At 59.0% G+C, this 22,599-nt stretch carries 19 protein-coding genes; 4 read left to right on the forward strand and 15 right to left on the reverse strand.

Annotated elements, in window-relative coordinates; all coding sequences use genetic code 11:
* Positions 1–61: 61 nt before the first annotated feature.
* Positions 62–1,387, reverse strand: coding sequence for an MFS transporter (locus P0D71_RS08465; RefSeq protein ID WP_408479705.1), 1,326 nt, complete (start codon positions 1,385–1,387; stop codon positions 62–64).
* A 503-nt stretch (positions 1,388–1,890) separates the two neighbouring features.
* Here P0D71_RS08465 and P0D71_RS08470 point away from each other — a divergent pair.
* Positions 1,891–2,511 (forward strand): carboxymuconolactone decarboxylase family protein, encoded by a 621-nt coding sequence (locus P0D71_RS08470; RefSeq protein ID WP_408479706.1) that lies wholly within the window; start codon positions 1,891–1,893, stop codon positions 2,509–2,511.
* 80 nt (positions 2,512–2,591) lie between these two features.
* Here P0D71_RS08470 and P0D71_RS08475 read toward each other — a convergent pair whose 3' ends face one another.
* From P0D71_RS08475 to P0D71_RS08510, 8 genes are all read right to left on the reverse strand, one after another.
* Positions 2,592–3,233 carry a MarR family winged helix-turn-helix transcriptional regulator gene (locus P0D71_RS08475; protein ID WP_408479707.1) on the reverse strand — a complete coding sequence of 214 codons (642 nt, stop codon included), beginning with the start codon at positions 3,231–3,233 and terminating at the stop codon, positions 2,592–2,594.
* 412 nt (positions 3,234–3,645) lie between these two features.
* Positions 3,646–4,521 (reverse strand): fumarylacetoacetate hydrolase family protein, encoded by an 876-nt coding sequence (locus tag P0D71_RS08480; RefSeq protein WP_408479708.1) that lies wholly within the window; start codon positions 4,519–4,521, stop codon positions 3,646–3,648.
* 94 nt (positions 4,522–4,615) lie between these two features.
* On the reverse strand, positions 4,616–6,109 hold the full coding sequence (locus P0D71_RS08485; protein ID WP_310699327.1) for an aldehyde dehydrogenase family protein: 1,494 nt from the start codon (positions 6,107–6,109) through the stop codon (positions 4,616–4,618).
* Positions 6,110–6,491: 382 nt separating this feature from the next.
* Positions 6,492–7,604 (reverse strand): porin, encoded by a 1,113-nt coding sequence (locus P0D71_RS08490; RefSeq protein ID WP_408479709.1) that lies wholly within the window; start codon positions 7,602–7,604, stop codon positions 6,492–6,494.
* A gap of 497 nt (positions 7,605–8,101) precedes the next feature.
* Positions 8,102–8,398, reverse strand: a complete 297-nt coding sequence (locus P0D71_RS08495) for a DUF1330 domain-containing protein (RefSeq protein WP_408263443.1) — start codon at positions 8,396–8,398, stop codon at positions 8,102–8,104.
* Between the two features lie 10 nt (positions 8,399–8,408).
* Positions 8,409–9,059: a glutathione S-transferase family protein gene (locus tag P0D71_RS08500; protein ID WP_408479756.1), complete on the reverse strand. Its 651-nt coding sequence runs from the start codon at positions 9,057–9,059 to the stop codon at positions 8,409–8,411.
* A gap of 95 nt (positions 9,060–9,154) precedes the next feature.
* Positions 9,155–9,928, reverse strand: a complete 774-nt coding sequence (locus P0D71_RS08505; protein ID WP_408479710.1) for an SDR family oxidoreductase — start codon at positions 9,926–9,928, stop codon at positions 9,155–9,157.
* A 52-nt stretch (positions 9,929–9,980) separates the two neighbouring features.
* The gene (locus P0D71_RS08510; RefSeq protein ID WP_408479711.1) at positions 9,981–10,610 is read right to left on the reverse strand and encodes a VOC family protein; all 630 of its coding nucleotides are present in this window, start codon (positions 10,608–10,610) and stop codon (positions 9,981–9,983) included.
* 723 nt (positions 10,611–11,333) lie between these two features.
* Here P0D71_RS08510 and P0D71_RS08515 point away from each other — a divergent pair.
* Complete coding sequence (locus P0D71_RS08515; protein WP_310699333.1) at positions 11,334–12,170, forward strand: TauD/TfdA dioxygenase family protein; 837 nt, start codon at positions 11,334–11,336, stop codon at positions 12,168–12,170.
* A gap of 814 nt (positions 12,171–12,984) precedes the next feature.
* Here the strand turns inward: P0D71_RS08515 and P0D71_RS08520 are convergent.
* From P0D71_RS08520 to P0D71_RS08535, 4 genes are all read right to left on the reverse strand, one after another.
* A complete protein-coding gene (locus P0D71_RS08520; protein ID WP_408479712.1) occupies positions 12,985–13,974 on the reverse strand; it encodes a substrate-binding domain-containing protein in 990 nt (329 codons plus the stop codon).
* Between the two features lie 83 nt (positions 13,975–14,057).
* Positions 14,058–15,008 carry a PDR/VanB family oxidoreductase gene (locus tag P0D71_RS08525; RefSeq protein ID WP_408263448.1) on the reverse strand — a complete coding sequence of 317 codons (951 nt, stop codon included), beginning with the start codon at positions 15,006–15,008 and terminating at the stop codon, positions 14,058–14,060.
* Between the two features lie 10 nt (positions 15,009–15,018).
* Positions 15,019–16,155 (reverse strand): Rieske 2Fe-2S domain-containing protein, encoded by a 1,137-nt coding sequence (locus P0D71_RS08530; RefSeq protein WP_408263449.1) that lies wholly within the window; start codon positions 16,153–16,155, stop codon positions 15,019–15,021.
* A 422-nt stretch (positions 16,156–16,577) separates the two neighbouring features.
* Positions 16,578–17,963, reverse strand: coding sequence for an MmgE/PrpD family protein (locus P0D71_RS08535; protein WP_408263450.1), 1,386 nt, complete (start codon positions 17,961–17,963; stop codon positions 16,578–16,580).
* A 315-nt stretch (positions 17,964–18,278) separates the two neighbouring features.
* Between P0D71_RS08535 and P0D71_RS08540 the strand changes: the two genes are divergently transcribed.
* Positions 18,279–19,310 carry a cupin domain-containing protein gene (locus P0D71_RS08540; protein ID WP_408263451.1) on the forward strand — a complete coding sequence of 344 codons (1,032 nt, stop codon included), beginning with the start codon at positions 18,279–18,281 and terminating at the stop codon, positions 19,308–19,310.
* Between the two features lie 108 nt (positions 19,311–19,418).
* The gene (locus P0D71_RS08545; protein WP_408479713.1) at positions 19,419–20,432 is read left to right on the forward strand and encodes a zinc-dependent alcohol dehydrogenase family protein; all 1,014 of its coding nucleotides are present in this window, start codon (positions 19,419–19,421) and stop codon (positions 20,430–20,432) included.
* A 565-nt stretch (positions 20,433–20,997) separates the two neighbouring features.
* Here the strand turns inward: P0D71_RS08545 and P0D71_RS08550 are convergent.
* Both P0D71_RS08550 and P0D71_RS08555 read right to left on the reverse strand, forming a co-directional pair.
* Positions 20,998–21,633, reverse strand: a complete 636-nt coding sequence (locus tag P0D71_RS08550; protein ID WP_408479714.1) for an alpha/beta hydrolase — start codon at positions 21,631–21,633, stop codon at positions 20,998–21,000.
* Positions 21,633–22,589 carry a VOC family protein gene (locus P0D71_RS08555; protein WP_408479715.1) on the reverse strand — a complete coding sequence of 319 codons (957 nt, stop codon included), beginning with the start codon at positions 22,587–22,589 and terminating at the stop codon, positions 21,633–21,635. Before P0D71_RS08555 ends, P0D71_RS08550 begins: the two co-directional genes overlap by 1 nt.
* Between the last annotated feature and the right edge of the window lie 10 nt (positions 22,590–22,599).

The raw sequence follows: 22,599 nt of genomic DNA on the forward strand, positions 1-22,599 counted from the left end.
GGCAGAAACTGGCCGCCGCGCCCTCTTCTGATGCTCTTTCCGATAAGACTTGGCGTTCGCTTCAAGGGGAATCCAGCTCGCCGACGGCAATGGCGCCGACACTGCCCGCTTTCCTGCCAGCACCAAACGAAGGAAACGCACCCTTGAACACGACCGGGATCAGGCCCGCGATAATGGCCATGCAACCAAAAAACAGCATTCCGTCATAGAAGGACCCCGTAGCCTGGCGCAACGCGCCGAAAGCGTATGGCCCCATGAAGCCACCGATACCGCCGACCGCATTGATGATCGACAGTCCGCTCGCGGCACCTACCCCTTTGAGCTCCGCAGTCGGAACAGAAACAAACACCGCAATAAAGGCATTCAGGGCGAACCCGACGAGGCAGAGCATGATAAACGTGGCCATTCCCTTTGTCGAAATACCGACAAGAAGAAAGGTCGCAGCCCAGAACGCAGCGCCCGCGAGATGCCACCGACGGTCCCCCAGACGGTCCGAGCTCCACCCGAGCAGCAGGGTTCCGGCCGCTGCGCAAAGCCACGGAACTGTCGACATCAACGAAATGAAGACGCTCGACGAACCCGCGAACAGCGACTTGACGACCTGTGGCAACCAGAGGGTATATCCGAAACCGAAGCACAGATACACAAAGAAACAGACCGCGTAGGTCCAGACCCGAAGGGAAAGAAATGCCGTCCAGAAGGTGCGCAGCGCTACACCATGTCCGTCCCTGACTTCCGCCAACTGCAGCAGGACACGCCGGTCTCCGGGCGCAAGCCACTGCGCGCTCGCTGGATCCCGGGGAAGGAACTTCAGGATATAGAGGCCAAGAGCCACAGCAGGAATACCCTCTGCGAAGAACATCCAGCGCCAGCCGCTCAGACCGAATGCGTTCACATTCAGCAGAACGGCGGCAAGCGGCCCTGCAACGATCGAAGCAATGATCGAGGCCAGTATCCAGCGGCTGTAGACGCGCCCGAGCTGTGACGCCGGATACCATCTCGCAAAGTAGTAGTACGCCCCCGGCGCAAACCCGGCCTCGCAAGCACCAACGATGAAACGCAGCACACTGAAACTCACATGGCCCGTGGCCAGTCCCATTGCAGCGGAACAGATTCCCCAGGAGATCATGATGCGGGCAAACCATTTCGGCCCACCGAGGCGCACAAGAAAATAGCTGCTGGGAATCTCCAGGCCCGCATAAGCAATGAAAAACAGACCTGCCCCGAAACCGAAGAGCTCCGGGGTCAGGCCGATCTCCCGGTTCATTTCGAGCGCGGCGTAGCTGACGTTGATGCGATCAACAAAGCTGATGAAGTTCCCCAGACAGAACACCAGCAGGATCTTACGGTCTATCAGACGGCGCCCCGCGGCAGACAACGACTCCATGTGCTCCTCCTGTCTCCAGTCGCGCTTTCCGGCAATACCGGAAGCACTCCTTGTACTAGATACGGCGGCGATACCGTCCTCGCGTCTGGCACTTACCAATGTGCGCGCCATCGGATGACAGGCCACGGCCAGAATCTTCGCCGCGCACCCCGCCGGAATTTAATTCACTCAGTTCACTGAATGTATTTTTAGTATAGCGAAAAGCCTGCAGACCATTCAATCGCAGATGCTAGGGAGTTTCCCGTATGAGATGCTCGATCCACGGGTCAGTGGGACACAGTTGGGCAAATTTTCTGGCTTTTTCCATCAATATCGGCTGCCGGAAAACCCTCCAGCATCAATGCACGACCCTTAATTCCCGAAGGGACAGCGTCGGGTGTGTTGCGGTTTATTCCGCAAAATGGCAGTATTGTGATGATTAAAATTCAGGGCTCTCCGCTCTGCCCGAACGCGCTCCTCGCGCTGGCAAGGCGCGGACATCAACAAAACTGGAAACACAGGAAATGATGGCAACAACAGATGCTCATGCAAGACCCCCACGCTTTGCAGGCCTGTCCATCGAACAGCTCGAAGGCAGACAGAAGGAGGTAGCACAGAAGATCCTGGGATTTTCGCTGAACGGTCTTAACGGGCCGTTCAACATGATGCTGCGAAGCCCGGACGCCACGGATATCATCCTTCAGCTAAGCGACTATCTGCGCTTTCGCACCGCTATTCCGCAACGACTCGCGGAACTGGCCATCCTCGTGCACGCCCGCATCTGGGGTGATCAGTACGAGTGGGATATGCATGCCGGGCGTGCCGCGTCCTGCGGCGTCACCGCCGATACGATCGAGGCACTGCGGATTGGTCAAACGCCAGCGACAATGCCGCATGATGAACGGAGTATCTTCGATTTCGCCGTGCGACTCGTAAACCGTCGCCCCGTCCCCGATGACGGGTTTGCCGCGGTACTTGGCGTGCTTGGAGAACAGGGGGTAGCGGACCTGACGATCATGCTAGGCCAGTACGCGACGATATCGATGATCCTGTGCGTCAGTGAAGCCGGTAGTGGCCGGTTCTCAATGCCGTCGGTCAATGAGGAACCCTTCGCACAGCAGGGAACGACAGACACCGCCAGTTGAAAGGCTGACCTTGGGGCAACGGAGGCGGTGGTTTTCAAAGAACTCCCGCCAGACGACGGGAGGCACCCTGCGCCAATGTTTCAGATTACGCTTGCGTCCGTCGACACCTTCCTGCTGCGCTTCGGACTTTCGCCGGGTCCCAGCGGCGCCCGGCTCAGACTGTTGTTTACATTGACGAGCTTGGTCAGAAGCTCCATAAAAACACGCCGCTCGGTCGCGGTAAGAGGTTCAAGCAGGATCTGATCGACTGCCGGCAATTGCTCACGCATGATCTTGATCAGCGCTTTTGCCGCTCCCGTCACGAACAGGGCGCTCGAACGCCGATCCTTCTGCTCACGCCGCAACAGCCCTTTCTCGCATAGCCGCTGTACGACCGTACTGACTGTCTGGCGATCGATTGCAATCAGCCGACCCAGCGCGGTCTGATCGATGCCGGGGTTGGCGTCAATCATAGTCAGCGCTCCCCATTGCACCTGCGTCAGATCGTATTCTTGCGCCTGGGTCAGAAAAATGGAAACCGATATCTGGTGCAATCGACGTATCAGGTAGCCAGGATGCTTGTACAGTTCACGCTGGCTGTCTTCAAACGCTGTTTCGACAGCGCTCCCGCTATCCTTCGTCATCTTTTTATTCCCTTTTTCAGTCACAGCATTGCAGCGACCGCTCGTAGCCTTCACACCCCGGAGGTTATCCGGGTCAGCGGAATCACCCGCGGCTTTCATCGCGGGCTGCTGTCGGTCAGCAACAATCCATCATAACTTCCAGCAGTCTTACGGGTCAATCTGCGATCAGTGTACTGACACCGATGTTGATTGGATGGCGGCGTTCCTGCTCGTACCGCCGGAATATCACAAGACAGCACGATCCAGGCAAAATGCACACCGAGACCGCAAGCAGAACCGGGGCTAACATCCGGACCCAATATTGAGGCCCTGCTGTCCATTGCCCCCCCTCGCACTCTGCCTCCACGCGACACAGCTGGATTCAATCATCTTGCCAGACCGATACCGGCACGACAGAACGCACGCGTCCGGCACGCGCGCGCAACCGCTACCGCGGTGACTCACCCGTTTACATGCTCCGCTGGCAACAGGTAGATGCCGTTGCACAACGCGCGCGCCCTATGTCAGATTATTAGCTGCGAGCCTTCGCCGACTCGTGAGCACGTACCCTCACCCGCATGAGACCGAGCTGTGGGCATTGCGCTTCAATCACGTCCCCCGATGCAATCGGTGCAACGCCCTTTGGGGTGCCGGTATAGATGACGTCGCCCGGATGCAGCGTGTAAAAACTCGAGGCGAACTGGATGATCTTTCGCACGTCAAAGATCAACTGGTTCGTCAACGCCTGCTGCCGCTCCTCTCCATTGACGCTCAGCCGAAGATCGAGCGCATCGGGGTATGGCAGCTCATCCGAAGTGGTCAGCCATGGCCCAAGTACCGAATAGCTGTCAATCGATTTACGGAAACTGCGATCCTCCCTGCCCCGGAGTGTGATATCGAGCCCAATGCAGTATCCGGCTACATAGGACAGCGCGTCCTCCCATTCGACCTCGCTTGCGGTCTTGCCAATGACCAGGGCGAGTTCCAGTTCGTGGTCAGTACGACGTTCGGGAAAACGGATTTCGATGCCCTGCGACGGCCCCACAAGTGACGACGCGGCTTTCAGGAACAGGCCGGCCTTGCCGATTTCCGGAATATCGTGACCCGGAGAAACATTGTTCTCCTGCATTTCCTGAATATGTTCCTGGTAGTTCACCGGCGCTGCGACGATTTTCCCTGGTCTCGCAACGGGCGCGAGCAGATTGATACCGCCGAGGTCCAGTTTTGCAAGACCGTCCAGATCAGCGGGAATCAACGATCGGAGCTGCTCTAGCTGAGCGATCAGCGGGTCGCCAGGGAGGGAAGGATCGCGCTGACGTTCCACCTCCCGGGCCATTTGCGTGATGTCATATACGGCGTCTCCCTGAACAAGCCCGACGCGATCGGGCTCGAAACGGCAAATCTTCATGTCATGTTTCCTGGAATCGTATAGTGCTTCTGCAGGGTTGTTGTGCTTCTGCCGACGTAGAAAGCGTTAGCAGAAGCTTGCCCCGGGGGCGAGCCTAGAGGCCAATAAGGACGGACTTGACTTCGGTGTACATCTCGACCCCGGCGCGGCCGCGCTCGCGCCCGAAGCCCGACTGTTTGAAACCACCGAACGGCAAGGTGTTTTCGGGAAATTCCCGCGTATTGATCTTGATAGTACCGGCCTTGATTCGTCGTGCCAGCTTGTGCGCGGCGCTCAGATCCCGTGTCCAGATGCAGGCAGCAAGACCATAGATCGTGTTGTTTGCCTCTGCAGCGATCTGGTCGATCGTCTCGTCATCAAAGGCGGTCGCGCACAACACCGGCCCGAAAATCTCTTCCCGCATCACGGCCATCGTCGACTGCGTGTCCGCGAGTACCGTCGGTTGCAGAAAATAGCCATCTTCGCCCAGACGTGTCCCACCGGCGACGACCTCTGCCCCTTCCTTGCGGCCTGACTCCACATACCCCATGACGCGCTCGAGCTGGGTACGCGAGACGAGCGGCCCCATCTGCGTCTCCGCTTCGGTACCCGGTCCGACCCGCATCTGCGCCGCGCGCGCGGCGACACCCTCAACGATCTGGTCGTACACCTTCCTGTGCGCGAAAAGTCGGGAACCCGCGACGCAGATCTGCCCCGAGTTCAGAAAGATGCCGCCCGCCGTCGCTTCGATCGCCTTGTCGAGATCGGCGTCGGGCATGATGATCACGGGTGACTTGCCGCCCAGCTCCAACGTGACCCGCTTCATCGTTCCCGCAGATGCGCGCAGGATGGCCTTGCCCGTTTCCGTGGAACCGGTAAACGAAATCTTGTCGACGCCGTCATGAGCAACAAGCGCCGCGCCCGCTGTCTCGCCAAAGCCCGTTACGATGTTGACCACGCCCTCAGGAAAGCCGGCTTCCTGTACAAGCTCACCCAACCGGATGGTCGAAAGTGGCGTCTCTTCCGCAGGCTTGATCACCGTGGTACAGCCCGCAGCGAGCAGCGCAGCGAGTTTGTGAATGGTTGTGCCGAACGGTGAATTCCACGGCACGATCAGCCCGACTACACCCATCGGCTCGCGCACGGTATACGCATGCCATTCGCCTGCGGCATTCGGCGTAACGGTTTCACCGCCGATCTTTCCGCTCCAGCCCGCAAAATAGCGGACTACGTCCGGCGCGCCGGCTGCCCCGGCCACAGACAGCCACGCCGGCTGGCCGACATCATGGGTCTCGATAAGCGCGATCTCCGCAGCATTGGCCTCGATCAGGTCCGCGAGACGGAGCAGCAAACGGGTCCGTTGTGGCGGAGTCATCCGGGACCATGGGCCGTCGAAAGCCGCACGCGCCGCGCGCACCGCCGCATCGACATCAGCAGTGTTACCCGCCGCGGCCGTAGCAATCACTTTACCCGTGGCCGGGTCCTCCACATCAAACCTTCGTCCGTCACTGGCTGGTACCCACCTGCCGCCGATCAGCAAACCGTGTTCACGCTCGAGAAAGCGCTTGACGGTCGGCTGGACTTCTACGAACTGGCTCGCTGTTGTCATGATAATTCGTTACCCTGTTTAACCTTCGTACTTGAGGAATGTCCATCAGGCCGTCCGATCCGACAGATCCGTCATCGGCGCGTAATTTCCCGATGGATTTGAAGACCTGATTGATCAATATGCCGACGGAAGAAGCTCCACGACAGATCACTTCGCGGCATCAGGCCAAAATTGCAAGATAGGCAGAAACCGTACATTCACTATACTGACATTCAGCCTAGGAATCAAGACGGAAACGCACCCGCGATGAGGCGTGCTTCCACCAGGTAACTCGATGCGGTACGTGAGTTCTTCCTCCGTCGGCTTCCATAGCCGAAGGCGACCGGACTGCGTCGGGGAACGCAACGCATGGCATGTGATGCCGCACCGCAAAGAAGAAGCCTCAGAAGCTGTGTCGGATGCCGGCTACAGCAAATACCTGAGAGCGCGTTGTCGATGGCGAAAGCAGGTATATCTCGGCATTCTTTGCGTCACCCGCTGCCCTCTGATAGCTGCCCGCCAGATACAAGTCGGTCCGCTTGCTCACGAAATAGTCGATGCCGATATTTACCTGATGGTACTTTGGACTATCGTCCTGAGGATGATATTGGCCTGTGGTGAATATGTATGCGAGACCAAGCATCAGATCAGGTGTGACATAGTGGGTCAGCGAAACCTCATAATTTTGCAGCGAAAGGCGGGACGCATCGAGATAATCGAAGAGCACGTTCGTGTACAACGCAGATACATTCGTCGTGCCGAACGAATAGGCACCTCCGACCCCGAAAACGCGCTGCTTAAGCACCCCGGATTGCGTTGCCGGGTTAGTCACGAAGGGGGACGTGTAGCCATAGTCGCTCACGATTGCGCCATTGGTATTGGTTGCCGCGTTTGGACGGTTGATCAATAGAAATGCGGCGCCTGCCGAGAACTGCCCCGTCCGATATTGAACCGCGGCACTATATGCGTTGTTGTTTGAAAAGCCCCCGGGATTGTTAGAAAATCCATACAGTCCTTCAGCTTGCAGTCCACGATATTGTGGTGTCTTATACTGTATGGCATTGTTGATGCGGAACGTGTCAAACACGTTATCGCTATCGCCAATGTGCGCCGCTGTCGACGCAAACTGGCACTCCGACGAAAAACCGCAGAGCGTCACCATCTCATCGTACTGGCGGCCGAACGTGACCGTACCCCAGGTATTGGACGATAATCCGATATAGGCCTGCCGTCCGAACTCACGGCCGTTCTGCATCAGGGTTCCATTCATCACGTTGAACCCGTTCTCCAAGGTGAAGATCGCCTTCAGGCCGCCACCCAGGTCTTCCGAACCCTTTATTCCCCAACGGCTTGGTTGCATGGTACCGCTGGCCATCTGCCACGATGAGTGGCCGCCCTGGTTATTCGAATACTGCAGTCCGGCTGAGATCAAGCCATAGAGCGTCACGCTGCCCTGTGCCATAGCGCTTCCACTCACGCCAAAGATTGCCGCAAGTACAATCAAGAACTTTTTCAACGTCGCCTCCATATATTTTTTACTGGAATGTATTTCCTTTTCCCGCTTCCTCATCTTTACATATTAATTTCCACTCCTAATTTATCTAATTAGATTATGATGTATGGAATGTGGCAGGCTCACGTTGCCCAACAATTCCGCATTTTGTCCGTCTCGAAACTTGGCAGCTCAGACGGTCTCAAGGAAGCATTACTCGCGCGCCTTGATCTACCTGATAGCGTCCCTTCTGCCATCATATGTACATGCGGTCGCTGATTTTTCTGCTCCGCCGTACAGCAGTTACTCCATCTTTTCCTGAACCTGGCCACCCCGCGTACCGCTCCGCGCTAGACATCTCTGATCGAGATGTCTATTTTTCTGCTTGCCGTATAGTTATCCTTATTAGATTTCTCATATTGTTGTCGCCCTTCCACCCAGGCATCCGGGCGACGCACGCACATCCGATTTACCCCCCGTCAATGCAACCACAACGCGGCTGACATAGCCGAACGGGCCGGCTATTCCTCCGGGACGCCGTCGACAATCACGATTTCAACTTCGGCGGCACCTTCCCTCAAACTGCTCGCCTCCTGATATTCGGCGGACGAGTAGCAGTCGAGTGCCTGTTCAAAGGATGGAAAGGCAATCACCAGAAAGCGGTCGAAGCCAGGCGAGCCGGCCAGAACCTGGCTGCGGCCGGCTCGGGCCAGGTAGCGTCCACCGTACCGGGCGATAATGTGTGGCACCCGCGTGGCATATCCCTTGAAACGCTCCGGGTCACTCACCGTCACCCGTGCAAGCCAATAGGCAGTCATCGTATTCTCCTTAAGCGGGCGCACGAGTGCGTGAGCCAGGCGCAGGCATGGAATTCATCGCTCGCGCGATAGCCGGTCGCGCCGCCATCGCCACCTGCCACTGTTTCAGATGGACAAGTTCCGGAATGCCCTCAAGGGCCGCCCTCACGACCGGAAACCCCATCAACGGATATAGCGCCACGTCCGCGACCGAGAACTCCCCGATGAAATTTCCGTCGGTTGCCAGTTGCGCATCCGCCAGCCTCAGAAAATTCTGCAGGCGAGCGCGTAGCAGCGCTATGGCGTCCTCGGGCGGCGACTTCATCAGCGACAGATGGAACAGCGATGTCGCAGTCGCACCCAGATCCGTCAATACGAACATAAGCCAGCGCACCGCCTGTGCTTTCCGAGCGGCGTCCCGAGGAAGCAGATGACCAGACTTTTCCGCCACGTAAATGCAGATGGCGCCGGATTGCGCCAGTGTCAGAGGTTGCCCGGACGGACCGTCAGGGTCGACGATCACCGGTACCTGGCCAGCAGGATTGAGCGCCAGAAACGAAGCGCTCTTGTGTTCGCCCGCCGCGATGTCGACGTCGTGAAGGCGGTACGGAAGACCAGATTCCTCGAGCACGCATACGGCGCGCTGCCCATTCGTGGTTCCCGCAGCATAGCAATCGATCATGATCACGCTGTGTTAGTTGAGCGTCCGCAGCGACGCCCGTAAGAGGGAAAAACGCGCCGCAGGCAGCGGCACGCATGAGAGTTGGTTACCCGACATCAGGAGCCAATGGCGCCGCCACAAACACTGATCGCCTGGCCGGTAATGCCTTTACCGTCCGCCGAAATCAGGAAGGCAACTGTGGCCGCGACCTCGGCAGGATCGATGAGCCGTTGCAGCGCGCATATCTCCGATGCCTCCTTGCGCAGTTCGTCGACCGACTTGCCCTCGACCGGCGCACGCGCGGCGAGCACTCGTGTCAGCCGGTCGGTGTCGCAAGCGCCGGGTAGCACCGCATTCACCCGAATGCCCTCGCTTCCGGCTTCCTGCGCAACTGCCTTCGCCAGGCCGATGACGGCCCACTTCGTGGTGCAATAGGATGCACGCAGCGCAAAGCCCACCCGCCCTGCGACTGACGACATATTGACGATCGCGCCACCACCTGCATCACGAAGGAGCGGGATGGCGTGCTGCATGCACAGGAATGAGCCCGTTACGTTGATGGCCATCGCTGCGTTCCATTGCTCAGGCGACAGCGTCTCCACGCGTCCCACAGGCCCGGCAACTCCGCAGTTGTTCACGAGTCCGGTGAGGCGGCCCATTGACTCCAGTGCATCCTTGAAGAGCCTGTTCACCGCCTCCGCATCGCTCACATCCGCTACCGTCGTCGTTATTCCCCGGTTGCTGGCGCGCAACGAATCAAGCGCGACCGCGTCAATATCACAGACGTGAACACGCGCACCTTCGTCCGCGAGCCGTTCCGCGATGTACCGCCCAAGACCCGAGCCACCGCCCGTCACCACGACTGCCTGTCCATCAAGACGTTTACTCATAGTCATCCCCGATTGTTGAGTGTCTGCTCACACGCAATAGCGTGCCTAAAGGTTAATCCTGCCCGGGCATGGCGGAGAGTCGGCGCGCGACCCACTCGTCCGTCACCCCGGGAAGCGACTCAAGTTCCGCTCTGGCCTGCGACTTTGTCTGGGTAAAAAAACCGACGATCTGCTGCTCGTCACCATCCTCTGGCTGGCAGGCAAATTCCAGTCGCGCACCATGCGGGTCATAGAAGTAGATTCCGAACATGCCCGGCCCCTGCTCGACTGAAGGAATATACTGCACGCCGTGCTGCCTGAGACGGGCTTCGAGCCCAGCAAACTGCGAAGCCGTCACCACGAACGCAACGTGTTGCATGGCGCCTATCGCATTCCGGTTGTGCTGACTTTCGGCTCCCCTGGGTATTTCGAAGAACGCCAGCATGCTGTCGTTGCCCATATCGAAGAAGTAGTGACGGCAGTTCTCATACGGCGGGTTGCCCCGGTTCCTGGGACCCAGACCAAGACCTGGCGGCACCTTCATCACGTGAATGAGCGGAGCTCCTACGACGTCGACATAAAAGTCGATCGTCTTCTTCATGTCGTCGGTACAGAGCACCAGATGATGGACACCGCGGGTCATTGGCCTCTGCAGCGGCCTGTGTCTTTGCCCGGTAACCGAAAGCGTTGCATCGCGTGTCATGAAACAGTCTCCTCAGGATCGTTCATCTATAGGCATGCGCAGCGCGTCAGAATTTGCCAGACCGCAACCGCGCGCCGTGCAAGCACAAAGGCTCGTATCTCTGGACATCGACAGGAAGAAGGAAAATGCGGCCGACGGCCGCTGCGCCCGTCACGTAACCCGCTGCGCCATTGCCGCCATCATCGGACTGTCTCCATTACCCTTGTCCGCACCAGGGATGCTCCCGCACTCCGGCGCTGTGTCTGACTATGTTCCGGACAATAGTAGATCGTCATAGCACTGTCAATCAGGGAAATATGCCAGCATGACCACCTCTTTCGCACATACGCTTACGGGAATAAGCGAGACAATACGGGGATTTCCGGCGATTATTGGCAGTCTTTCGTCCCGACCAGCCGGTGCGAGTCAGGGAAAACGAGTACATCTCGCTCGCACCCATCTAACCTATCATTCAGTGGACTGATCGACTGGATTGATTGCAATTTGATAGCGACTCGTGATGCTTCGCCGGAAGCACGACCCGACAGGAAGGCTGGGTATGCCGGTGGGAAGCCGGGAAGTTCGGCTGGCATGTGCACGACGGTTAGCCAGATCGATCTGTAGACTGCAATGCTAACGCGGCCTGGTAGCCCGTGCCGCCCGGCTCGCACTACATTGAAGAACCTGTTTTGCACCCGGCAGTTGCCTGCCGGGCGCGGATGATGATTTTTTTGGAGACGACAGATGAGTATTGAAGTACGACGCCTCACGGGCGCAGGCGGAGCAGAAATATTCGGGGTGGATCTTTCGAAAAAGATGTCCGCCGAGACGTGGCAGGACGTACACGACGCGTTGCTGCAACATCACTCGATCTTTTTCCCTGACCAGCAGATGTCGCCCGAGCACATCATCGCGTTCATGGAGCGACTCGGCACACCGACTGTCCACCCGTATCTCAAGACGGTCAACAAGGACTATCCGTTCGTGCACGAGTTGCGCAAGGAGCCGACCGAGAAAGACAACTATGGTGGCGCCTGGCATACCGACTTTACTTTCATCGAGAAGCCCGTCGCCGCAAATTCCCTCTATTCGCGCATTACGCCCGAATTTGGTGGCGACACCATGTTCTGCAACCTCTATCTCGCGTACGATGCGTTGTCCGATGGGATGAAAAAATTGTTCGATGGCGTGCGGCTACTGAATGCCACCGGCAAATATCTTGAACTCGTTGGAACGACGCCAGCTGCGCGCGACGATGCGTACGACACCCTGAAGAACGTGCCGCCCTGCCCCCATCCGCTGTTCAGAACCATACCGGAGACCGGCCGCAAGTGCCTGTACGTTGATCCGGGTGCCGCAATCCAGTTTGAAAACATGACAGTCGCCGAGAGCAGGCCAATTCTGGATTACCTCGTCGCCCATCTCCAGCGCCCCGAATTCCAGTACCGGTATCGCTGGCGGCCAAACGTATTCGGCGTATGGGATAACCGCTGCCTGGTCCATTATGCGGTGAACGATTATGCCGGTCAGTTGCGCGTCATGCACCGCATGTCCGTCATGGATCGCGAACGCCCCCGATAAACGTGTCGGGCCACGCTCGCACGTCGATGTGCTTCGCATGAACTGCACCCCGGATCGTTGGATGCCCAACCAACGATCTGGGGTGTTTTTTTCACGGGTAGGTAAAGCGCGCAGTTCAAGCGCTCCGTTGTCAAAAGCTATCTGACTGGCAGAGGTGGCAGTAGCGCGCACGTTGCCCGCCGGCATGACGTTGACGATGGCACCGTGCGCAAAAATGGGGCGCGGCGTCGCGGAGGCACGGCAATGAAGCGTTCTGGAAAAAGCTGAATGTGCTGCCGTTCATGCAGATGACGGCGTTGTCCTGTCGGGAAACAGCCGCCGTTTTCGACTTCGGAATCCGTCCAGCACCGGCATCTGAAGACGCCGGGGATGATTCGGGGGGCGCCAGACACTGCAGCCTCGCCGTGAAGCCACCCAAGTCATCGGCGGCGTCCGTCCGGTCGATCCCGGCGATGAGAGAGGGCAACACGTCCGGTCTTCGCACTGGTCTCACGCATGCGAAGAACGCCATAAAACGACAGGAGCCGACGACTGTGCGTTGCTCATTCCGATCGGGCCTGGCGCTTACCAGAGGCGCGCTTACCGAGTGTTGCTTTCGGAGCGCCCCCTGACGCAAGGTATGTCGCGTAAAGGTAATTCCACGACGAGCAACACGCTCCAAATTGGGCATACATTTTCAAGCCGGGCTGATCAGGTCACGAAACCGAAGCCCCATCGACTCTTCGTCGCCATTTCACCGTGAAAGCGAGTCGTATTACTGTTAGCCCTTGCAGCCTCGGGAAGCCAGCGATTTCCCGACTAGATCAGCATTGCCCTAGATAACGAATTGCTCCAGTGTCTGTGGCGCAAACAGTTCTTCGATCGTCATTGGCCTCGCCGACAGTCCCTGTCCGTGGTGGTAGCGCAGGAACGCATTCAACGTAGCCTCGTTCCCGGGCACGCCATAGCTCCAGAAATCACGCCCTATCGCGTTGACCGCGTCGAGATAATCGCTTGCCAGCCATGGCAACGAGACTTTCAGCGCGCCGACTTCCCCAAGCTCGCGCAACGCATGGTCTTTCGCCGCGGTAAAAGCCTTCAGGAGGCTGGACGGCAACCACGGATTGCGCTCCACAAGTTCATTGCGGATTCCCACCACGTGCATGATCGGGAAGATCCCCGTTGAGCGGAAGTATCCCGATTCGACCTCCCGGAAATCTGGAAAGAGACGAATGATGTCTGGATGCCCTTGCGCGAAAATGCCTGGCGCCCGAGGCGCGACGAGCGCATCAAGCTTGCCGTCAAGTAACCAGTCGACAAGCGTCTCGCCCGCCGGGACGGGGCTGATTTCTACTCCCGGGGGGGCCTGCATCGCCACCTTCTCGTGGCGCCCCGGTTTCTCGACCCCACCCGTGCGCCAGCGTATATCGGAAGGCTTCACACCATACTCGTCCTCAAGGATGCCCCGAACCCACACCGGAGCGGTCAGCTGGTATTCCGGCACACCCACTGTTCTGCCCACGAGATCTTGTGGTTTTTCGATTCCCGCCCCACGGCGCACATAAATCGCCGAGTGCCGGAACATGCGCGACAGAAAGACGGGGATCGCCGTATACGGGCATTCGCCTCTTGACCGCAGCATCGTATAGCTGCTCAGCGATAGTTCAGCGACGTCGAATTCCCTGCCACGCAATGCGCGAAAGAACGTTTCCTCGACCGGCAGATTCAGGAACGTCGCATCGCACCCTTCAATCTTCACGCGGCCGTCAAACAACGCCCTCGTCCGGTCGTAATCCCAGCATGCTACTGTCAATGAAAGTCCCAATCGCTCTCTCCTTTTTTATCGATGTGGATTCATGGTGCAAAAGGCGCTACACCTCGGCCGCTACACGTACCCGCGATGCGGCTCTAGATGTCGAGCACAAGCAGGCTTGAATTCGACCGGGAGCAGCACGGCGTAAACTGATCGTTCGCCGCCCGCTCGTCATCGGTCAGGTAAGCGTCGCGGTGATCGGGTATGCCATCGAGAACCCGGGTCAGACAGGTCCCGCATACTCCCTGCTCGCAGGACACAGGCACCGCGTAGCCCGCGCGCGACAGCGCCTGAACGACAGTGATGTCTGCCGCCACGTCAATCACGTCGCCGGTACTCGCGATCCTGATCTGGAACGGACGATCGCCGGCGCGCTGGCTCGCTGGATTTGCACCGAAATACTCCCGATGAACGTTTTGCGTTGGCCATCCGAGTTCGACGCTGGTTTTCATCACCGCGTCGATGAACCCCTGGGGGCCGCACACATAAAGGTGAGTTCCTGGCGTACGTTGGCCAAGTACCTGACGCATGTCGAGTTGCCGGTCCGGTGCGTCCCTGTCGAAGTAGAACATCATCTGTGGCGCCGGGTGGCCCAGCTTCAATTCCTCGCCGTACGCCATCCTGTCCGGTTCACGGGCACAGTAATGTACTTCGAACGATGCGCCGAGCAATGCCAGCCTGTGCGCCATACTTTTGATCGGCGTAATGCCAATGCCACCCGCCAGTAGAATGGAGTGCCGGGCCGTTTCATCGAGCGCGAAGTGGTTTCTGGGCTCACCGATCTCGATCGAGTCCCCCACGTTCAACGCATGCATGCCTTTCGAGCCACCACGCGTGTTGCTGTCAAGCAGCACAGCGAGCACATATCTATGCCGCTCTTCGGGCGAGTTGCAAAGGGAATACTGACGAACAACTCCCCCGGCGAGGAATACGTCAACGTGCGAGCCCGCGGAGAAAACAGGCAACGGTCCACCATCTGGCAATCGCAGGTCGAACTCGCAGATTCCATCTGCAATGGGCCGTCGCCCGTGAATCAGAACTTTCATGGCGGCCCGTTCAGGATTGCACAGCCGTGGGAGACGATGCCGGCGAGGGAGCAGCGTTTTGCGCCACGTCGATATTGCGCGACGTGGCTACTTGAGGCGTCCGCGCCGCAGATGCCGTGCTCAGACGCTGCACAACCCGTCTCGCGCGATTTGCCCCGCCGTCAACATGGATATCGACTCCCGCATGCTCCGGAAACCTGACCAGGTTCCGGTGCTGTGCTTCGACAATGACCTTGTCCTCTCCAAAGGTCTGCGCGGTCTGCGCAAAAACGGTGTCGATATTGCGATGTTCGGGGTCGGCGTGGTTGCTCGCAATCGTCCAGAAGTAGTGGGTCGTCGTATCGGTTTCCGGCGTGATGCCGTGCAAGCCTCGCATATGGAACCCTCCGCGTTCTGGATTCTCCAGCGATTCGGCCCCTGCTTCGGCGGCTCCGGTCCAGATCCGCAGGTGTGTTACGTCGAATTCGATCTCCTGCCAGCGATCAACCTTGCCCGCGAACGGCCACGCATCCGTGTACGTCTTTGGCGGAATCGAATCCTTCATCCAGCGCCTCACATTCACGACGTCGCCTGTCTGCTCGATGCGCATTTCCGCCGTCATATGCGTGGTGGGATTGCCACCGATGGTCGCCAGATGCACGTAGCCCAGATGGCTAAGATCCATCAGATTATCGTGAATGAGGTAATAAGGCGCTTCGTAGTGGTAGACATCGCCGCGGAATTCGTATCGCGCATCGTTGTGCCATGGATAGGCAGGCGGTGACGAGTCGGGGGCGGCGGCACCCTCCTCGCTACCCATCCAGATCCAGACAATCTGATCCTGCTCCTCGACCGGGAAGCTTCGTACGCACGCCTTTTCCGGAATCCGCTCCTGACCAGGAATCTCGATACAGCGACCTTCGCCATTGAACAGCAGTCCGTGATAGCCGCACCTGATCCCACGCGACTCAAGCGTGCCGAACGAAAGCGGCAGCCCCCGGTGACAGCATCGGTCTTCGAGTGCCGCTGCGCTACCGTCCTTCAGGCGGAAAAGAACGACATGTCTGTTGAGCAGCGTCCGTGCGACCGGCTTTTCTCCGAGCTCCCAGCTAAAGCCCGCAACATACCACTGGTTAAGGGGAAACAATTGTCTTTCCTCCGGGTTCATCCAGCTTCGCAAAAATCAATACATTCAGTACACCAACAATAGTGTCAGTATACTCAGCATCTCCCCTGAACGGCAATCCCCGTTTGATAGGGATTCCCCCTATCCTTCAGCGAAACTGCGCACAACGATCCACATTCCCCGGTATGCCAAAGTTCGGGATATGGTTAAAAATTCACATAATATCAGTACACTGAATTGCATTCGCCAGCGCAATGGACAGTACTGTCGCGGCGGTCTTTCTTCTAGCGCGGGCACCGCCGACAATCACCCCGGCGGAAACAGCCGCATCTACACGTGAACAATCAATCGGCGCAGCCGGTTCACAGGCGTGTCTGGTGCTTCCAACTTTCGAGCCGGCTCGAACACACGGACGGCCGGGCAACCAGGCGCGCTACGGTGGCGCTCGGGCTCGCCCAGCAGCCTCAGCCGCCGTTCGTGTCGGGGACCAGCGCGTCGACAAGTGCGTCAGGCTGAACCACCCCATCCGCGCTCCATACCGCACGCTCAAGGCTCTCGATGCATCCAAATGGAACTGCGAGTTCATCGGAGACCCGCGCGAGCGCCGCAGCCGCGCTCTCCCGGTCGAGTTCAAAATCTGCGCTGCCCGGGCTATACCGCTCTTCGATCATTCCCTGCGGGGTAAAAATGCGGATCGTGTGTGACATGGGAGCCAACCCAGGGTCGCCCGCAACCGTAATTCGTTCCGCAAGCGCCAGAATGTCCGGATCGGTTCGCTCCTCGATATCGACGAACCGCAGGTTGCCACGTAACAGGCAGACGGCGGCAACGTAAGCGGTACGCATCAGGGCTGCGCCCGTACCCTGAATGGGGCCGGTGGCCGCAATTCCCGGAAATACGGCTTCTGCTACGGGCAGCGAGATTTCCACCCGCGTGATCTCTGATACCTGAAGGTGATGCGCGCGCGAAAGTGCGGCAGCGCTTCGCGCGGGCCCCAGGTTGATACCGCAGACGGGCAATGGCTTGAATCCGATCGCGTCGAGACACCAGGGCCCGCGCAGGCGCTCGATAATCGCTTCGACATCGGGCACAGAACCCAGATAGGCCGCGAAAAACCCCGATTCCCCTTCGAATACATCTGGCGCAGCGGTCTGTCCCGCCTCACCTAGTAGGGCGAACTGAACGGCATTGCGGCTCGCCTGCGCGATATGCACGCGCCATTCATCGGTTCCGGCGATCCATGCCTGCCCCAGCCCGCAGGCAAAATTTGCCGCCAGGCCCAGCGTGTTCGCGATAGCGTTGTTCTCAAGCCCGAGCAGACTTGCGCAGGCTGCCGCTGCGCCCACGCTGGCGAACACGCCGCTCGGTCGAAAACCACGCGATGCGACGCCCGCCGCGTATCCGCTTCCCAGCGCCGCGGCGACCTGGTAAGCGACCGCCAGGGCAACCATCAGCCTGCGCGGGTCGGTCTTTCGCCATTGCGCGATGGCCAGACACGCGGGAATCGCAACCGCGCCCACATGGGAACCAGCGGCATGATGAAAATCATCCTGCGTCCGGGCATGCATCATCGTCGCGTTGATGAAGGCGGCGTCCGCCGGCGACATCAGGCTGCCGTCGACCAGAACCCGCGCTCCGCTATGGCCCTGCGGCAAGGCAAATGGGCGCAACGCCTGCAGGGAGCCTGCGCACGAGCGAAAACCGGCAGTCGCAATCCCGAGATTGAAGAACAGACAGAGTTTCAGCTTGTCGATCACCGGCGCCGGCAGGTCTTCATAGCGCACCTGTGACACGAATGCAGCAATTGCCGGACTCAGCCCAAGGCCTGTCCGAAGTTTCATTTCGCCCATGATCCACATGTCTCCTTCGGCATCAATGCGCCGCACTGGTATTTGTCAGAATACGTTCACAGGGAACATTAGGTTACGATCAGTATGCTGTCAATTGTTAGCTTACCCGATCTGTTCTCGGCGGATGAAGCTCTATATGCTGCCATTCTAGGTGGCTTCGTTGACTTTTTCTTAATGTCACATCTATGATTGTTTGACTTTTACCTCGTCGCGACATCTCGAAACAAGGTCGCAACGCATTCCGATACCGCGACCAGGAACGCCTGGCCCGACTATCTCACCGCAGCGCGTCCCGAACGCGCAGGAGAAGACCCGATGGAAGAAGAAACGCTTGATTTCGACGCAGTCCGGCAGGCATGGCGAGCGGCACACCTGGTGCCACTATGGGAAAGCCCCACCGCTCACAAGCGGCCACCCGGACCGGTCCCGGCCCATCTCTGGAAATGGGAAATGGTGCGCCCCATGGTGGCCGAAGCGTTGAACATCACCTCGCCGTCTGTCGTCGAGCGCCGGGTATTGCAGCTCGTCAATCCGCAAGCACGCACACCCGAGGACGAATCGACGGCAGGAATTCTGGCCGCCGCCATCCAGAGCCTGCGGCCAGGAGAGTCGGCACGTCCCCATCGTCACTCGATGAACGCACTTCGCTTCGTTCTCGAGGGAAGCGGCGCAGTCACTGTTGTCGACGGAAAACCGTGTCCAATGTCGAGGGGCGATCTCATCCTGAATCCCGCGTGGACCTGGCATGGTCACCGGCATGACGGCGACAGACCCGTGATCTGGCTCGATGTACTCGACGTACCACTGCACAACTATCTTGGGTCCGCGAAATTCCAGCCTGGACCGCCCGACCAGATGCCGCACGCGATTGCAGAGGATGCCTTCGCTGTACCGAATCTGGTGCCCGAAATCAGCGGCGTCCCCCGATCCTATTCGCCCGTCTTTCGCTATCCCTACGCCGATGCGTGCGCGGCCGCCGCGGCGGCCCCCCTGGCCGCCGACGGAACACGTCGCGTCCGCTATGCGAACCCGTTGAACGGGGGCTCATGCGTCTCGCTGCTGGATGCCTGGTTCGTTCAGATTGATCCCACGGGTCAGGCGACCGTGCCGGTCAGAACAACCGGCAGCGCGGTGTGCTGCGTGGTAGACGGGCACGGCGAGTCCACCATTGGAGAATCAACCTTCTCGTGGGGACCGAACGATATATTTACCCTTCCTGCGGGCAATCGCGTCACGCATCGGTGTACGTCAGCAGCGCCCGCACGGCTGTTCGTCGTAACCGACCAGGAGGTATGGGCGCGGCTCGGTCTGCTCGAGAATGAACCGGCCGTACCGGGCGCCCTATGAGCAGTTCGAGCGACACAATATCGTCGTCGATTTTCTGGCCGTTCGCGCCAATCAAGCGCGCGCCCGGCCGTCTGTTCGCGAACGTCTGGCGAGTAACCGGAGACCGGAATGCGTAGTTACCACATCGATCACATTGGCGACCTTGATGGGCTCACGGTAAGGGATGGCGATGTACCTGTCCCTGGTCCCGACGAAGTTCGTATCGAGATCGCCGCTAACTCGCTGAATGCGCGGGACATCGGGATCCTGCTTGGTGGCTATGGCGGCCCAAGCCCGAAACCGGGTCTCGTCCCGCTGTCGGACGGCGTGGGCACAATCGTGGCGGCTGGCGAGCGTGTTCGCGGATTTTCCGTCGGCGATCGTGTAGCAGGAATCTTCAGGCAGAACTGGCTCGGCGGCAGGATGCCATTGCGCGCGCTGGACTCCGATCTCGGCGGCAGCCGAGACGGCATGCTGACCGAAAGCATCGTGCTGACTGACGAAAACATCGTAAAGGTGCCAGCCCATCTTTCCGATAAGGAGGCGGCAACGCTGCCCTGCGCTGCCGTGACTGCATGGCATGCAATACATGCTGGCGAGGCATTGTTGCCAGGGCAATCCGTGCTTGTTCTCGGCTCGGGCGGCGTCTCCCTCTTTGCGCTCCAGTTTGCGAAGCACATCGGTGCCCACGTGATCGCAACCACCTCCACTGAAGAGAAAGCGCATGCACTGCAGGCGCTGGGTGCCGACGACGTCATCAACTACTCGGCCACTCCCGAATGGGACGAGGAAGTCATGCGGATCACGGCCGGCCTCGGCGTGGATCGTGTCATTGAGGTAGGCGGCGCGGGAACGCTCGCCAGATCGATGCGCGCTGCTGCGGTCACAGGCAGGGTCGTCATCATCGGCGTGCTGGCAGGCGGCTCCCAGGTCGATCCATCCATCATTCTGACTCGCCGGCTCACCTTGCAGGCGATATCCACGGGAAGCCGTGAAATGTTCGAGCAGATGAACGCCGCCATTACACGCTGGCAGCTTAAACCCGTTATCGACACTGCATTCCCGTTCGATGAAGCCAAAGCTGCATACCGGTATGCAGCGAACGGCCGGCATTTTGGCAAGGTGGTCATTTCCCGGCCGTAGCATCTTGTCAGTTGCTCATAGGCGAGCCCGGTCCTGAAAGATGAAGCGGACTTGCGAGACGCGAGCGCTGCCTGCAGATGTAGTATGTCTGCGACGGGTGTGCGCCATCATTTCGGCTGGGCTGGGGGCATGGCGCACAGAAAATCTGGATGTTGGACAGCGTCAGGCAACACGCTGGTCAACATGATTGTCGCGCTCCAGCACGTAGGACCTCTTCTCACGGCCGAGTTGGGAGCGCTGCTCCTCTCTCCTTCACTGGATGTTCGCTATCCATTACAACAGGCAGCCGATGCCTACCGCGACGCCCGACAGGTTCCTATCACGGCAGGACTCGGAGCATCGCGACTCGAATCGGAAAATGATGACAGGTGCTGGGCGCCACATCGGTTCGCGCCGACTTGGGACAACTGTGCCGCATCCGACCATCGTGCTCGCGAGGCCACAACGATCTACCTGAAATCTGGACTGAATCGGGTCGGGCTGGCCACGGTGGCCAGCTCCGACGTTCAAATGGTCCGGGCGCGCCGAGTTGCGAGGCCGACTACCCGGACCGCCGTCTCATCGCCTAGCCTCCGAGTAAAACGCGGGCCTGCCCGATCTCATCGTCACTGATGCCGTGGTCGCGAGCGGGATAAACTCGCTCGGAGACAAGAGCACCCATGCCGCGAAAGACATTGGCAGTTTCCCGGGAGCGCGACAGCGGCACCCACGGGTCAGCATCGCCATTACTGAGCAGCACTGGGACCCCCTTCAACTGGTCGGCGCGAACCGGCCACTGCATCCCAGCCGGTCCGATCAACCCACCCGTCCACGCGATTAACGCACGCCAGCGCGCTGGATTCCTGAACATGTACTCGCTTAGCAGGCAGGCTCCCTGCGAAAAACCGACGAGTGCAATGCGGTCGTGGGTGTAGCCTTTCGCCATGGCCTGTCTGATCGCATGATCTACGCACGCGAGGGCGTGATCGAGCATCGGCTGATTCTCTTCGACCGGAGCCATGAACTTGCCGGGATACCAGCTATTTCCGTGTGCAGCCAGCGCACACCAGGCAATGTGCTCCATGCAGAGGCGCTCTGCCTGCTCGAACATGAAATCCGGCGTCAGCGTACGGCCGTGCACCAGGATACCGGCAATTCCGGCGCCGTCGGCAACCGCCCCCCGCCAGATTGGCGGGGTCTGGAGATGACTGTTCTGGCTCATCAGTAGAGAAGCGGCTCGAGGTGGGACTTGATGCTGTCCTTGCGGCTCTGGAAGACTGGCGGAATCTGCAATTCGCTGCCAAGTCGCTCGTAGGGCTCGTCGACGAGGAATCCCTGCGGCTTGGACACCGTTGCCTCGAAGAGCGCACCGCCCGGGGTACGGACGTACACGGAATCAAAGTAGCCGCGGTCCTTACGGTCCGAGGTATCGGTATAGCCAAGCCCCTCGAGACGGAACTTTACGTTCTTCTGCACGTCGAGGTCCGCGACCTGGAATGCGCAGTGGTGAGTGACGCCCTCTCCGTATGCCCACGAACCCTGTGGCACATCTGGCTCGTGCTCGAACTCGATAATCGTTCCGGTCCCGCCCGCACCAACCTCGTAACGTGTGAACGCCCCATCCGTACGTCGGTTTTTCCCGCTCCAGCCGACCTGCATGAATTCGTCAGACATCTCGAGATCGCGTACAGAAACAATGATCCCATGCGTACCGCGAATCCCAAACTCCGCCGGAATAATCCCGTTCGAGTATGGCTTGCGGTCGTCATCGTCAATCGCAACGAGCTCGTACTGGATACCACAAGGATGGGCCAGGCTCAGCAGTGCTTCGCCGAAACGCTCACTGCGCTTCACGTCATGACCGTGCTCGCGCAGATGGCGTTCCCAGAAACTCAGGGATGACGCCGGCACAGACAGTGCAAGCGTCTTGATCTGACCGGTGCCGCGTGTTGCCTTACGACCGGACTGACGCATGGGAAAGCAGGTGATCAGCGTGCTTTCCTCTCCGAAGTCATTGCCGTAGTACAGGTGATAAATCGGCTCATCACCGTCGTAGAGCGCTGTTTTCTTGACGCTCTTTAGCCCCAGAATTTTCGTGTGAAAGTCGTAGTCATCCTGTGCCACGCCGACGTTCAATGTAATGTGGTGATGCTTAAGGATATGCGGATTGGGTTCCATCGTTTCCTCC

Source organism: Paraburkholderia sp. RL17-383-BIF-A (assembly GCF_046028015.1).
GTDB lineage: Bacteria > Pseudomonadota > Gammaproteobacteria > Burkholderiales > Burkholderiaceae > Paraburkholderia.